This is a genomic window from Rhizobium sp. N621 (assembly GCF_001664325.1).
Lineage (GTDB): Bacteria > Pseudomonadota > Alphaproteobacteria > Rhizobiales > Rhizobiaceae > Rhizobium > Rhizobium esperanzae.
Genome location: NZ_CP013496.1, coordinates 26,925 through 40,745 on the forward strand (window position 1 = coordinate 26,925; position 13,821 = coordinate 40,745).

12 protein-coding genes are annotated in these 13,821 nt (G+C 60.9%); 5 read left to right on the top strand and 7 right to left on the bottom strand.

Translation table 11 applies throughout. The features are described 5' to 3' along the window. Position 1: 1 nt before the first annotated feature. The 4 genes from AMK00_RS21345 (at position 2) to AMK00_RS21360 (ending at position 4,225) form a co-directional block, all read left to right on the top strand. The gene (locus tag AMK00_RS21345) at positions 2-802 is read left to right on the top strand and encodes an ABC transporter permease (protein WP_064811810.1); all 801 of its coding nucleotides are present in this window, start codon (positions 2-4) and stop codon (positions 800-802) included. Beyond that, entirely contained in the window at positions 799-1,878 is a 1,080-nt protein-coding gene (locus tag AMK00_RS21350) for an ABC transporter ATP-binding protein (RefSeq protein WP_064811811.1), read from the top strand. Before AMK00_RS21345 ends, AMK00_RS21350 begins: the two co-directional genes overlap by 4 nt. 10 nt (positions 1,879-1,888) lie before the next feature. Further along, positions 1,889-3,343: an NAD-dependent succinate-semialdehyde dehydrogenase gene (locus AMK00_RS21355; RefSeq protein WP_064811812.1), complete on the top strand. Its 1,455-nt coding sequence runs from the start codon at positions 1,889-1,891 to the stop codon at positions 3,341-3,343. Between the two features lie 81 nt (positions 3,344-3,424). Next, positions 3,425-4,225: a phosphate/phosphite/phosphonate ABC transporter substrate-binding protein gene (locus AMK00_RS21360; RefSeq protein ID WP_064811813.1), complete on the top strand. Its 801-nt coding sequence runs from the start codon at positions 3,425-3,427 to the stop codon at positions 4,223-4,225. Positions 4,226-4,240: 15 nt separating this feature from the next. On the opposite strand, the gene AMK00_RS21365 is transcribed toward AMK00_RS21360, so the two are convergent. From AMK00_RS21365 to AMK00_RS21395, 7 genes are read right to left on the bottom strand one after another with little or no spacing between them, the layout of a single operon-like run. Then, entirely contained in the window at positions 4,241-5,770 is a 1,530-nt protein-coding gene (locus tag AMK00_RS21365) for an FAD-dependent oxidoreductase (protein WP_064811814.1), read from the bottom strand. Then, positions 5,767-6,984: an NAD-dependent epimerase/dehydratase family protein gene (locus AMK00_RS21370; RefSeq protein ID WP_064806719.1), complete on the bottom strand. Its 1,218-nt coding sequence runs from the start codon at positions 6,982-6,984 to the stop codon at positions 5,767-5,769. Before AMK00_RS21370 ends, AMK00_RS21365 begins: the two co-directional genes overlap by 4 nt. 9 nt (positions 6,985-6,993) lie before the next feature. Then, the gene (locus AMK00_RS21375; protein WP_064806721.1) at positions 6,994-7,974 is read right to left on the bottom strand and encodes a GHMP family kinase ATP-binding protein; all 981 of its coding nucleotides are present in this window, start codon (positions 7,972-7,974) and stop codon (positions 6,994-6,996) included. Further along, positions 7,971-9,920 carry an HAD-IIIA family hydrolase gene (locus AMK00_RS21380; protein WP_064811815.1) on the bottom strand — a complete coding sequence of 650 codons (1,950 nt, stop codon included), beginning with the start codon at positions 9,918-9,920 and terminating at the stop codon, positions 7,971-7,973. The genes AMK00_RS21375 and AMK00_RS21380 overlap by 4 nt, the downstream gene beginning before the upstream one ends. Continuing rightward, complete coding sequence (locus tag AMK00_RS21385) at positions 9,910-10,851, bottom strand: NAD-dependent epimerase/dehydratase family protein (RefSeq protein WP_064806725.1); 942 nt, start codon at positions 10,849-10,851, stop codon at positions 9,910-9,912. Before AMK00_RS21385 ends, AMK00_RS21380 begins: the two co-directional genes overlap by 11 nt. Before the next feature lie 32 nt (positions 10,852-10,883). Further along, positions 10,884-11,843 carry a lysylphosphatidylglycerol synthase transmembrane domain-containing protein gene (locus AMK00_RS21390; RefSeq protein ID WP_064811816.1) on the bottom strand — a complete coding sequence of 320 codons (960 nt, stop codon included), beginning with the start codon at positions 11,841-11,843 and terminating at the stop codon, positions 10,884-10,886. Continuing rightward, positions 11,840-13,348 carry a hypothetical protein gene (locus AMK00_RS21395; protein ID WP_237350488.1) on the bottom strand — a complete coding sequence of 503 codons (1,509 nt, stop codon included), beginning with the start codon at positions 13,346-13,348 and terminating at the stop codon, positions 11,840-11,842. Before AMK00_RS21395 ends, AMK00_RS21390 begins: the two co-directional genes overlap by 4 nt. Between AMK00_RS21395 and AMK00_RS33100 the strand changes: the two genes are divergently transcribed. Beyond that, positions 13,328-13,774, top strand: coding sequence for a hypothetical protein (locus AMK00_RS33100; protein ID WP_237350489.1), 447 nt, complete (start codon positions 13,328-13,330; stop codon positions 13,772-13,774). The genes AMK00_RS21395 and AMK00_RS33100 overlap by 21 nt on opposite strands. Positions 13,775-13,821: the final 47 nt, after the last annotated feature.

The following is a 13,821-nucleotide window of genomic DNA, read 5'->3' on the forward strand; positions in this document are numbered from 1 at the left end:
TATGTTGCTCAATTTCGACCGTCTCGGCTGGTGGAAATACGTCCTGCTCGCGATCACGCTTCTGACCGCAGCCTTTCTGCTGCTGCCGATCGTCTTCATCGCGGCCCTGTCCTTCGGCTCCTCGCAATGGCTGATCTTTCCGCCGCCTGGCTGGACGTTTCAGTGGTACAGCGAGCTTTTTGCCGATCCGCGCTGGGTGGAATCGGCTTTGACGAGCTTCAAGATCGCGGTCATCGTCACCACCCTGTCGGTGCTGCTCGGGCTGGTGACATCCTTCGGATTGGTGCGCGGTTCGTTCATGTTCCGCGATGCGCTGAAGGCGCTGTTTCTGACGCCGATGATCCTGCCGGTCGTGGTTCTTGCCGTTGCTCTTTATGCCTTCTTTCTGAGGATCGGCCTCGGCGGTACGCTGGCGGGCTTCGTCATTTCGCACCTCGTTCTGGCGCTGCCCTTCTCGATCCTGTCCATATCGAGCGCGCTGGAGGGTTTCGACAAGTCGATCGAGGACGCGGCCGTGCTGTGCGGCGCCTCGCCTTTGGAAGCGAAGATCAGGGTCACCCTTCCGGCGATCAGCCATGGGCTGTTTTCAGCCGCCGTCTTTTCGTTCCTGACATCCTGGGACGAGGTGGTGGTGGCGATCTTCATGTCCAGCCCAACCCTGCAGACGCTGCCGGTGAAGGTATGGGCGACGCTCAGGCAAGACCTGACGCCTGTTGTCGCTGCCGCATCGACCCTTCTCATCCTTTTGACGATCATCTTGATGGCGCTGGTTGCCGTCGTGCGTAAGGTACTGAAACAATGAACGAACCATTCCTTCAGATCCGCGGAATACGCAAGGAATACGGCCCAGTCGTCGCCGTGCACGACGTCAATCTCGATGTCCGGCGCGGTGAGTTCCTGACTTTCCTTGGTCCGTCCGGATCCGGCAAGAGCACGACGCTCTACATCCTGGCCGGCTTTGAAAACCCGACCAAAGGCGACATTACTCTGGAGGGCAAGACGCTCCTCGCCACGCCGTCGCACAAGCGCAATATCGGCATGGTGTTCCAGCGCTATACGCTGTTTCCGCATCTGACGGTGGGCGAGAACATCGCCTTTCCGCTGAAGGTTCGGCGCAAGTCGAAGGCCGAGATCGACTTGAAGGTGAAGGAGATGCTGCGCCTCGTTCGGCTCGAAGGCTTCGAGGATCGCAAGCCCGCGCAAATGTCCGGCGGTCAGCAGCAGCGTGTCGCCCTTGCCAGGGCCCTTGCCTATGATCCGCCGGTGCTGCTGATGGACGAGCCGCTGTCGGCGCTCGACAAGAAGCTGCGCGAGGAAATCCAGCATGAAATCCGCCGCATCCACCAGCAGACCGAAGTGACGATCCTCTATGTCACGCACGATCAGGAGGAAGCGCTGCGGCTCTCCGATCGCATCGCTGTCTTTTCGAAGGGCGTCATCGACCAGATCGGGACTGGCCCTGAACTTTATGCCAATCCCAAGACCCGCTTCGTCGCCGAATTCATCGGCGACAGCGACTTCATTTCATGCGACCTGGTGTCCTCCTCCGATGGACAGGCCACCATCGCGCTCGGAGGCGGAACCATCTTCAATCAAATCCCGGTGCATGGCAAAGGCACCTCCGGCGCAAGGGCGGCGCTGATGCTGAGACCGGAGCGCATTCGGCTGTCGCGCGCGAGAGCCGCGGGCGCAGGTCTTGCCGCGACTGTCAGCGACATTACCTTTCTCGGCAACAATATCCACGTCTCCACGGAGACGGCGACAGGCGAGGCGCTTTCGGTTCGCTTGCCGTTCGGCCATGAGGCTATTGCCGGGCTTAATCGTGGAGATATAGTCCATCTCGATTTCGATCCCGGCGCCGCTCACGTATTCTGTTGAAAGTTGTCCCATGAAACTCAATGATCCCTCGCTGTTCCGTCAGGCATGCCCCATCGCCGATCGCTGGATCGAAGCGAAAGGCCGCGCGTCGGCCGTGGTCCGCAATCCGGCGACAGGGGAGGTGCTGGGGGCGGTCCCTGATTTCGGTGCGGCGGAAACCGAAGAAGCCATCGCAGCCGCCGTCGTTGCTCAGAAGCTTTGGGCGAAGAAGACCGCCGGCGAGCGCGCGACTGTGCTCAAGACGTGGCATCGCCTGATGATCGAAAACCGTGACGATCTGGCGATGATACTGACACTGGAACAGGGAAAGCCCTTGGCCGAAGCCAAGGGAGAAATCACCTATGGTGCGAGTTTCATCGAATGGTTCGCCGAGGAGGCACGACGCATCAACGGCGAGATCGTACCGGGGCATCAGCCGGACAAGCGTATCCTCGTGCTGCGCCAGCCGGCCGGCGTGGTGGCGGCGATCACGCCCTGGAATTTTCCGAACGCGATGATCACGCGCAAGATCGGCCCGGCGCTTGCCGCCGGCTGCGCTGTCGTTCTCAAGCCGGCGCTGCAGACGCCGTTCTCCGCAATCGCGATCGCCGTCCTCGCAGAGCGCGCCGGCCTGCCGTCCGGCCTCCTCAACATTGTCACCGGCGATGCAGCGGCAATCGGCGGAGCGCTGACCGCCAGCCGCGACGTTCGGGTCCTGACCTTCACCGGCTCCACCCGGACGGGCGAGCTGCTGTACCGGCAATGCGCGCCGACGATCAAGAAGCTCGGTCTCGAGCTCGGCGGCAATGCCCCCTTCATCGTCTTCGACGACGCCGACCTCGACGCGGCGGTCGAAGGCGCCATCATCGCCAAATTCCGCAACAACGGTCAGACCTGCGTCTGCGCCAACCGGCTTTATGTCCAGGACGGCGTCTATGAGGCATTTGCCGCCAAGCTCGCCGAGGCCGTTTCGAAGCTGAAGGTCGGCAATGGCCTGGAGCGTGACGTCGTGCTTGGCCCGCTCATCGACGACAACGCCGTTGCCAAGGTCGAAAGCCACATTCAGGATGCCGTTGCAAAGGGTGCCGGGATCGTAACGGGAGGCAAACGCCACGCGCTTGGCGGCCATTTCTTCGAGCCCACCATTCTGCGTGACGTTGCCGCCGGCATGCAAGTGGCGCGCGAAGAAACCTTTGGGCCTCTTGCCCCGCTTTTCCGCTTCCGCGACGAGCAGGACGTCATCGAGCAGGCAAATGACACCGAGTTCGGCCTTGCCTCCTATTTTTACGCGCGCGATTTATCGCGGGTCTTCCGCGTGGCCGAAGCGCTCGAATATGGGATGGTCGGCGTCAATACCGGTCTCGTCTCGACGGCGGAAGCGCCGTTCGGCGGCGTCAAGATGTCAGGTCTCGGTCGCGAAGGGTCGAGCCACGGCTTGGACGAATATACCGAACTCAAATATGTGTGCCTGGGCGGCATTGCCTGATCCTCAACCTTCGCGTTCCAGCGCCGCCCGTCTTTCAGACGGGAGGCTGTAGCGCTCGTGCAGGGGCAATGAAAGATCGGCATGCATCTCGTCAGCATTGCCATGTACCTGACATCCCGGCCGCTCGCGGAGGCGACGGCCGAACTCTGGTCGTTTCTCCGGCACTACCTCCTGCATGCCGGCCTCACGGGGGTGCCTGAAACGCTCGACCAGACGGTTGCCTATGACGAAGCCTGGCTGAGGCCAAACCTGCTCCTGTCGCAGACATGCGGCTACCCTTTTGCCACGAGCCTGCGCGGCCGGGTGCGGCTGGTGGCCACGCCCGTCTATAGCCACCCCGGCTGCAATGGGCCGCTGATGCGCAGCTTCATCATCGTCCGGGAGAATTCTTCCCTTCGCGTGCTGGAGGATCTGCGCGGCACCACAGCTGCGATCAACAGCCCTGACAGCAATTCCGGCAGCAATCTCTTTCGCGCCGCCGTCGCTCCGCTTGCGCGCAACGGCCGCTTCTTTGGGCGGATCATCGAAACAGGCAGCCACGGCGGCAGCCTTGCCGCCGTTATCGAGGGCAGGGCGGAAAGCGCGGCCATCGATTGTATCACTCTTGAGAACATCCGCCGCTTCGATCCCGCCCAGGTCGAGGGCATCCGGATCATCGCCGAAACGCCCAAGGCGCCCGGTCTACCGTTCATTACATCAGGCGACGCATCGAGCCAAACAATTCTCCTCCTCCGAGGTGCGTTGCATGCCGCCATCAGAGAGCCGTCATTAGCGGCCATGCGCGCCACGATGGGACTCGCTGATAGCGCGTTGCTCTCCGAAGCGGATTACGAGCCGCTGCTATCATTGGCCGGCGATGCATTGCCGCCATTGAGGCCCTGAAGAGGCAGACGAACGTCAGAGCGCCGGGTTCGCCTCGGTTTCAGCGAGGCGGCGGGCAATGCGATCGGCATTCGCCATAATCGTCATCGTGATGTATTTCGAGGAAAGATCGGGGAGAACCGAGCCGTCGACGACGTGAAGACCCGGATGGAGGTTCAATTCGCCGTCCACAGAGCTACCGAAGGGCCCGGTTGCGCCCATCGGCAGGGTGCCGGCAAAATGCGCATCGATCCCGGGTTCGGCCAGCGATGCGCCGGGAAGCGGAACGAGCCCTAACCGTTGCCACTCGCGGCGAAGCCGTCTTTTCAAATCCTTGGTGCGGATATCGAAATCGTCTGCAAAGCCGCCCCGGACGGTCATGCCTTTTCCTGCTGCTGCATCGCGATGGATGTAGCTCCGGCTTTGGTCGCCAGGATAATAGATCGTCGCAACCAGCAGGCTGCCGGCGATCGTCTCGAACGCGGCGCGCCCGGCCTTTCTGCCGAGCGGCATCCTGTTGACGAAGCTCTGCGCCGGCAGCGAGCCGACTTCATAGATCGCACCCGTCACATAGTCGGATGCGCGCTCGCCGTAACGCAGCGACAATCCGAGTTGCGCCAGGCTATGGGTTGCCGTGGCCGAGCGCAGCAATCTTGCCGGAGAGAGCAGAGGAATGGCAAGCGTCGGACTGTTCAAAAGGCGCAGTCCTTCACCGCCGATCGGCAGGAGGTCCGCCAGCAGGGCGGCAGTTCCGAGCACGCCTGCGGCGAGAATGATCCTCGGCGCAGAGAATGATGATCCGTCGGCCGTTCCGATCGTCCAGCCCGCGTTGGACGTCAGAGATATGGCGCGCATGTTATCGAGCAACCGAAAATGCGGCGACTTCTGCAGCGCAAGCAGATCCTGCCGGCTGTTATAGATCGCGCCGCTCGGGCAGCCGTAGAGACAGTCGCCGCGCAGATCGCACGCGGCCCGCCCGGGCCTCGCCTCCGAAAGGATGGCGTTGACGGCGGGAAAAAGCCGAAACGACCCATCGGCCGGCTTTGCGATCTCGTGCCGATGGAGGACATGGGCGGCTGTGGCGCCAAGCGGCAGGACGGATCCGCTGTTGGTGCCTGCGGTCAAATCGGCGTTCGTGCTGATCCCGATGCGTTGCGACACACGTTCGTAGGATCGCTGCAGCAGCTCGATATCGATAGGCCAAGCCGCGATGTCCTCGGCATCGAGGTAGCTGATTTGCGCTCCCCATATATTGGAGAGACCGCCGCGGACGAGGCTGGCGACCGGCGTGAATCCATCGCCGGTGATCCCTGACTCGCGCCGGAACCGTTCAAGAATCCCGCGGGCCACCGGGGTCTGCAGTTTCGGTGAACTGCCATTGTCGGCGCGGAGCGATTCCAGATTGCTTCCCAAGACACGGGCGCTGCGGCTTTCGTCCTCCCATCCAGCATCATTGCCGGCATCCAGCATCAGGACGCGGCGGCCGGCCGCTATCAGCGGAAACGCAGCGGAGACGCCTGCCGGACCGCTGCCGACGATGATGAAGTCGGCGTCGGGCGTCCTCATCGGTATCGTCCCGCCAAAAGTGCGCGAAGCGGGAAGAGCAGGACATCGCCGGCGATGGCCAGCACGGCGCCGAAAAGTCCGCTCTTTTTGGCCGAATATCTTTCCGGCTCGCTCGCGAGATCTGCGAGATAGAGGGCTCGCGCAAGCCGATGCTGCGTGTGATTGGCCGGCGGCTCGAAGAAGGCGAGCAGGCGCGGATTCCGGATCAACCTTGGGGAGAGGCCGAGCGGCGACAGACCTTCACGGCGAAGCCCTTCGTCGAGCCGCTGCAACTGTACCGACGTCGGCGTGATGCCGAGATATTGCAGCAGCGCCTTCGCCTCACCGTGCGACTCTTCCTGGTCTGTTTGAGCGAACTCCCGCGTCAGCACCATTGTCGGATCGGCCGGATTCAAGCCCAGCAGCCTGAGGCTTTCCGCGCTCTCCATCGGCGCTGCGCCCGCGAGTCCCAGGACGCGCTCCGGATCAACAGTCGGGATCAACGGCACAAGCTTGGTCATCCGGCAGGCAAAAAGAGCGAAGCCCAGGGGGATCGGTATGAAATGAAGCTTGCCCTTGTCCTGGCTGCGGCGAAGAATTCCGAGCCAGGCGGCGAAGCTGAGCGGTTTTTCCTGTGCGAGCACGAATGTTTGCGGCTGCAGGTCCTCCCGGGTCGCCAGCGCCAAAAGGCCTGCAGCAACTTCGTCGAGATGAATCGGCTGGACCTTTCGGCTGAGCCCTATCATCGGCAGGAGTGGACTCAAGGCCGCCAGCTTCGCCATCAAGCCGTACATCGCAACCCGTGGGCCGCCATAGACAAGCCCGATCCGCGCGATGCGAACGATCGGTGCTGCAGAGCTGGCGGCCAGGTGTTGTTCGATTCTGAACTTGGTGCGTCCGTAAACGTTGAGCGCTTCCCTCCGGGACGAGGTGGAGGAGGAAAAGACGAAGTGCGGCACGCCGGCCGCTCTTGCCGCTTCGGCCAGTTTAACGGTGCCCGATATATTGATGTTGTTTTCTTCAGCCGCCTGCGGCTCGGTCGCCCAGGAATGCGCGAGATGGATGACTGCGGCCGCCCCCTCCAGATCCGATACAGCAGGCTCATCTCCAATGCGCCATTTCGCTCCGGATCGCCGACCGAATTCAACCACGTCGAAGCCGCGCTCACGCGCCGTCGCCGCGAGTCTTGCGCCGATGTAGCCGGTCGATCCCGTGATGATGAGACGCGGTGCCATCAACACCCTCTACTGTGCAAAGGCGATGCGCGCGCCGCTCCAGTCGAAACGAAACTCGATCTCCTTGAGCTGCGAGAGCGCTTGCCGGACTTTTGCCTGGCGGTCTTTCGGACAATAGAGGACGAGGAAGCCCCCTCCGCCGGCACCCGCGAGCTTGCCGCCGATCGCGCCGGCCGCGCGGGCCGCATCGTAAAACTCGTCGATCGCGCTGTTGGTGATCTGCGATGTCAGCGAGCGCTTCATCATCCATCCGCGGTGCAGCGCTTCGCCGAAGGCGCTGAGATCCCCGCTCATCAGGATGTCGCGCATTTCGTAGGCCAGTTGCACCATGCGTTCGACGGTCCGGAACTTGTCCTCGTCCGTCTCCATCGCCTGCACCTGGGTTGACAGCACAGAGCGCGTATCGCGCTGGCTTCCGGTAAAAAACAGCAGGATATTGCTCTCGAGCTCAGCCATCTTCTCGGAGCTGAGGACGACGGGCTGCACGTTCACGCCGCCATTGGAATTGAACTCGATGAAGTTCAGGCCGCCATGGGCGGCTGCGTACTGGTCCTGTTTGCCGATCGGCTCCTTCAGGATATCGATCTCGAGCCTGCAGGCTTCTTCCGCCAACTGATCCTTGGAGGCAAAGCGCGACCGGTGAGCATAAAGCGCGTTGATCAGCGCCACGGAAAAGGAGCTGGATGATCCGAGACCGGTGCCGGAGGGAATGTCGGCGACGGAAGCGACTTCGATGCCGGGCTCGACCCGGTGCATGCGCAAGGCCTCGCGCAGTAGCGGATGGGCAATATCCTCAAGGCCATCGGCAAGCTCGGTTCGCGTATATTTGAGATGATATTTGTTTTCGTTGAAATAGTTGTGCACGATCACGAAGCTGTATTTGGCGATCGCGCAGGACAATACTGCGCCCGCCTGACGACGGTAATAGGACGCGATGTCCGAGCCGCCGCCGGCGAAGCTGACGCGAAAAGGTGCGGAAGAAACGATCAAAGGAGTGCCTCCTCGAGATTGATGACGATGTCGGCCGATGTCCGCTGCAGATCGATCCTCGGCCACTCTTCCTGAATTCGCGACTTCAAGAGCTCTTCGGCCGCCGCTGGCGTTAGGCCTTTCCAGGCATAAAACTTGTGAAAGCGATCCAGCAACGCCTGCTGTGAGGCTTCGACGAAGACAGTCATATCAACGTCCTCGCGGATCGACGCATGTCCGGCAAAGATACCGTCCAGAAGGATCACGTCGGCACCACGCGCATCGTAGAGCGTCGGAGATGCATGCTGGCCACGGCTTGCCGTGTCGTAACCCGGTGCCTCGACCCGTCCGGATTGACGCAGCATTCTGACGATCTCGGGATAATCATCCACCCTGTTGCGTTCTTCCGCATCCATATCGGGCCGGCGATGCTCGAGCGGCAATATCCAGCGGTCGAGCTCCAGCCGCAGCACGCTGCGCCCGGCTTCCGAGAGAAGGCGTTGTACGGCATGCGCGGACGTGCTTTTCCCTGAGCGGGAACGACCGCATATGCCTACGAGCAGCGGGCCTGCCGCATTGGAAAGCCGCTCATCAATCGCTTTGAAGAGAGCTTGCCCAATGTCGTGGTAGCTGCATTGAAAGCGAACAGCATCATAGACCGTGTCGAAGACCAGATCGGCGTGGGGGATTCCCGTTTCTGCGGCAGGATAGCTCCTATCGTCCCGCACGCCGTAACCGGTCCGGACGCCATAGGCCCAGATTCCGGCTTTGCGGCCCGCACCGATATCGCGCAGGCTGTCGCCAATGATGGCGGATCTCGTTTTTTCGATCGGCAGTTCCGCCATGGCTTGGCGGATCATCAGGTCTCCGGGCTTGCGGCAAGCGCAATCGATCTTGAGTTCGGGCACCTCATTGGGGAATCCTTTGTCCGGATGATGCGGACAAAAGTAGATGCGATCCAGGACGCCGCCGTCTTCGGCCAGCTCGGCCTCCAGACGACCGAGAACATGATCCAGGCCGGCTTCGTCGAGCAGGCCTTTGGCGACCTGCGGCCTGTTCGTTACCGCGACCGCGAGGAAGCCTGCCTCGCGGGCGAGCCGTACCGCTTGGCCGGCGCGGCCGACCAACGTCACCTGGTCGGGATGAATGACGCCATGGCCGCCGACGTCTTCGTTGAGCACGCCGTCGCAATCGAAGAACACCGCGGGTCTTCGGACCGACAAGTGGATTGCATGGACACGGTCCTGCCTAAGATCCTCTGCCGCCGCGGCATGCCGGCTCGGAGATCCGGTATCCTTCATATATTCGGGCGTGTCGTAGATTGCGACCGGGATCGAGCGCTCGAGAAGATCGGGAATGACATCGTGGATCATGTCGGCCTGGTGGCCCGGCAGGAGGGTCTCGAAGAACTGACCGGAAGCCACGTACAAGCCGGCCGGCACGAGATTGCGCCAATCCGCATCGCGTGGCGCCTTGCGAGCCAAGAGGCGCGTGAGATAGCCGTTCTTCTGAACGACTATGTCGGATGTGCGGGGATGATCGTTGGGATGGGCGATGATCGTCAGGGCGGCGGGAAATTGCCGGCGATGCCGCGCCAGCGCCGACAGATCGAGATCGAAAAGCATGTCACCATAGACGATCAGGACATCGTCGGCGACCGTGTCCAAAGTCGTCAGGCAGCCGGCCGTGCCGAGCGGCGACGTCTCCACGAAGACCTCGATCGTAATACCGAGCTTTTCAGCTTCCGGGCCGAGAGCAGGCTCGAGCTGGCTGCCGAGGTGGCCGCCGAGCACGCGCACATGCCGAACGCCTTCGCGGGCGAGGACGCGGATCTGCCTGAGAATGATCGGTACGCCGTCGATCGGCAGGAGGGCTTTCGGAATGGCATCGCCCGTCATGCTGCGCGCGCGCGTTCCAAGGCCTCCGGCAATAATGATTGCCTCGCGGATAGCGGTGTCAGAACCCATTCGCCAGAATCCGCTCCACGGCGAGTTCAACCGCTTCCGTCGACTTTCGCTTCGGCGACCAGCCCAGCGCTATCAGTTTACTGATGTCGTAGCTGAAGCGCGGAACGTCGCCCAGCCAGCCGCGATCCTCGCTTCCATATTCGATAGCGGCTCCGGCTGCGACCTTCGAGACCACGATCTCGGCAATATCGCGGACGGAGGTTTCGCCGATGCCGCTGGCATGAAACACTTCATAGGCGCCGGGCGCCTTGTTCCAGGCCAGGAGAATCGCGTCCACCAGGTCGCCGACATAGAGATAGGGCTTCGTCTGCCTTCCGTTGCCGAGGACCTGAAGCTTCGTCGGATCCGCTTTCAACCTGTTGATGAAGTCGTAGATTGCACCGTGGGTGGAACGTTCGCCAACGACGTTGGGAAAGCGCAGCACCAGCGTCTTGATGCCGAATGACAGAGCATAGACGGACAGATAGGCCTCCGCTGCAAGCTTACTGGCGCCATAGAACGAGATCGGCTGCAAGGGGCCGTGAACCTCGTGAATATTGCCTTCGGCTTCGCCGAACACCGCAGAAGTGCTGGCAAAGAAGAGCCTGCCGACACCATGCTTGCGCATGATGGCAAGCAGTGTCGTCGTCGTCAGCTGGTTCAACTGCAGATCCAGTTCCGTATTGGTATTGCCCGCGGCAATATCGGAATTGGCGGCGAGATGGAAAACGGCATCAGGACGATCCGCCGCAAAGAGTTGATCCATGCCCTCCCGATCGAGCATATCAAGCTTCTGGAAGCGAAAATCCGCCCGGCCCTGGAGATGATCTATATTGCGCATCCGACCAAGATGAAAATTGTCGATTGCCGTTACCCGATAACCCGAGTCCAAGAGGCGATCGCAGAGATGGCTGCCGATAAATCCGGCCCCTCCTGTTACCAAGGCATGCATGTCGGCAGCTCCATATGATCTGTTAAGGCTCTTCAGAGCGCTTTGATCTTTCCCGTATGAGGACGCGAAAGGACGAATACACCACCGGCCAAGCCGACCACAAGCTGCAACAGGCCGAAAACCACCGACAGCGTCGCGGCGTCCGTCGTGCCGATGCCGAACACCGCAAGTGAAATGATCATGCCGCCTTCGCGCAGGCCCCATCCTCCGACGGAAATCGGGACCATGGCGATCAACAGGACCGGCGGGAAAGCGGCGGCGGCCTGACCCCAGTCGAGCGGGAGACCAAGGCCGAGAACGAGGATCTCAAGCGAGACGACACCCAAGCCGTGAATGGCGAGGGTCAATAGAAATATTCCGAGCATTCTCCGGTGGGTGAGAAAAGCCCCCAGCGCCTCGTTCAACGCGTGCAGTTTTTCCGGAAGAAGCCGAACGAAGAGATGGCGACGCCAGCTGAACACCACGGCCGATGCGATGATTCCCGCGACGCCGAGGGCCGTGAGTTCGGTGAGATAGGGGATTGGGAAGTCGTGCCCGTAAAACGCCCGCATGATGATCAGACCGATCAGCGCAACGACCGCCAGTCCGAACAGCGTGAGGATACGGTCCATGACGACGCCGAGCGTGGCTTCGTGGATCGTCAAGCCATATTTGAGGGCGCCGAAAATGCGTGCGGCATCGCCCGGAATGGGACTTGGAAGAGCCTGATTGTAAAAGAGGCTTTGCATGAAGAGATTCATGGCGCCTGATATTTTCAGCCTCTGCCCGATCATCTCCGATAGAAGGCACCACCGCCACGCCGAAAGCAGGGCCTGCAAGAGAAGAAGGAAGACGCTGACGCAGATGGTCGTCACCGACAGGGTCTGGATCGCCGCCCAGCCTTCTGCAAAATCGACCCTAAGCGCGATCCATAGGACGAGGCCAAGCGCGACCGCCACTTTCAGAACCGGGATGCCGATGCGAAGCAATGCGCGGGAGGAGGGAGTGGTCACGATGCCCGATCCGTGTCGAAACGGTAGAGCTTCCAGCCGAACCGATCCGTCAAGATCAGCGATGAGCGAGGCATCATGTGCGCTATGACGCTATTGGCCATCACGATTTTGTCCGCTCCAATGCGCTCGGCGAGGAACGCGCTGTCGGCATCCGGGGGAACGATGAAATAGCCGATGCGATTGTCCCTGATGAAGGCATCGATATCCGACCCCGGTGCGGGCAGCACGTGGCGGGGCAACTGCCAGCCGCCGTCGCGACCGTCGTTATAAGCGGTGGACAGTAATGTATTTGCGGTATCGAAAGGCTGAAATACGGCTCGCAGGTCGTGATCTGCGATGTAGCGGTACATGAAATAGGCTTCGCGATGACTCTCCATATATTTGTCGACGCTGATCAGCCCAAACACGACGTCGAGCTCTTTCGCCTTGACGGGATCGATGTCGCTGCCGCCCATTCGATGCCAGTGAGAAATCCAGATGCCCCCGGCCAGCAGGCCTATAATCACCGGGCTGGCGATCAAGCTTGCCGGCGAAGAGGCAATTTTCGCAAGGGGGGCTATCTGCGGCAGCACCCGTCGGTCGAGCCATTGATCCAGCCGTTCGCGAACCAGCGAGGCGCCGATAAACCCGGTCGAAAAGTAAAGCAGATAGGCTGGCGTTGCCCACCTGATGTGATTGAACATAACGGTGTACCATATCACAAACATGGCAGCCGTAATCGCTGCGAGAAATGCGATGCGCCGGAAAGCCACTGCCAGGCCGGCCAATATCAAAGCGAGCGCGACGAAAGCATTCGGCTTGCTCTCGAGAAACCACTCGTAAAGAATATGCAGAAAGTCGCGCCAGCCTTGCAGAGTTGCGAGGTTCGTCACGAAATGCCGGTTGGCGGGATCGAAAGCCCGGCCCAATTCGAGCATGTAATCCGCCATCCAGGCGTCGGTGAGGCCCGGATGACCGAACATGAAGGGATAGATCGGATTGCCGAGGACGATCAGGTTTCTCGCATACCAGTAGCCCGCGACTGCAAGGAATGCGCAGAGGCATGACAGAAAGAGCGGCAGCGACACCCGTCCCCTGAGAAGCGTCGGCAGCAATGCCAGCCCTATCAGGCCGACCATTTGCAGTTCCGTATATTTTCCTCCGACCGCACCCCCAAGCACGAGCGCACCATGGAAAAGCTCCGCCGGGCGCCGGGTTTCCAGATAACGCCACAGGAAAAGCACGGCGGCAACCGAGAAACACGACCGGGCCAGATCCGTCATCGGTTCGCCGACACTCCCCCTGAAGAAGGGAATGCTGAGGATCAGAGCGGCCACCAGGAAAAAGCCGCATGCCCGCCAACGGCTGGCGCAGCTTGAAAGCAGAAACAGAAACCCGAAGAAAATCGCGATGTTCATGACGGACGCGCCGGTCCAGTGACCACTGACCATCATGACGAGCGCAAACAGCAGATTGAAGAAGAGCGGAATATTGCCGTAGAAGGGATGGTCGATCTGCGGCGACACAAAACCCGCGTGTTCGATGATGCTGTTTGCGAGAGGAATGTGGAAAACCCACACGTCGGCGATACCGGACGGAAATTGGGCCAGAACGCTCGAGACATAGCCGAGTATGATGCATGCGAAGGCGGCAAGCGCCGGCAACGGATTTCCGCTTTTCGTTCCAGCGGTGATTTTACGAAGCAGCGAAGCCAGGTCGCAGAGAACGGCGACGAGATCGCGCCGCCGCCAGATCATCGAGGCTGCCACTATGGGAAGAACGATTTCCCATCTCAATCCATGAAACGCGCCAAGAATAGTGGCCGCGCCACCGGATATCGCCAGAGCCGGCAGAACACCGCTGAACAGAAAATCGATGCCGTCTCGAAAGGGCTGATCGCAACGTCGGTTGAGCCGGGCAACAATGCCTCTGTCGATCACGAGGCCCCATAATATTATGGAAAGAACCGTACACCAGCCTACGATCATGATAGCCCTTT

What these genes read in the sequence shown, in the direction of transcription:
- AMK00_RS21345 (WP_064811810.1), top strand. Translation starts at nt 2, where the DNA reads ATGTTGCTCAATTTCGACCGTCTCGGCTGGTGGAAATACGTCCTGCTC.
- AMK00_RS21350 (WP_064811811.1), top strand. Translation starts at nt 799, where the DNA reads ATGAACGAACCATTCCTTCAGATCCGCGGAATACGCAAGGAATACGGC.
- AMK00_RS21355 (WP_064811812.1), top strand. Translation starts at nt 1,889, where the DNA reads ATGAAACTCAATGATCCCTCGCTGTTCCGTCAGGCATGCCCCATCGCC.
- AMK00_RS21360 (WP_064811813.1), top strand. Translation starts at nt 3,425, where the DNA reads ATGCATCTCGTCAGCATTGCCATGTACCTGACATCCCGGCCGCTCGCG.
- AMK00_RS21365 (WP_064811814.1), bottom strand. Translation starts at nt 5,770, where the DNA reads ATGAGGACGCCCGACGCCGACTTCATCATCGTCGGCAGCGGTCCGGCA.
- AMK00_RS21370 (WP_064806719.1), bottom strand. Translation starts at nt 6,984, where the DNA reads ATGGCACCGCGTCTCATCATCACGGGATCGACCGGCTACATCGGCGCA.
- AMK00_RS21380 (WP_064811815.1), bottom strand. Translation starts at nt 9,920, where the DNA reads ATGGGTTCTGACACCGCTATCCGCGAGGCAATCATTATTGCCGGAGGC.
- AMK00_RS21385 (WP_064806725.1), bottom strand. Translation starts at nt 10,851, where the DNA reads ATGCATGCCTTGGTAACAGGAGGGGCCGGATTTATCGGCAGCCATCTC.
- AMK00_RS33100 (WP_237350489.1), top strand. Translation starts at nt 13,328, where the DNA reads ATGGTCGATCTGCGGCGACACAAAACCCGCGTGTTCGATGATGCTGTT.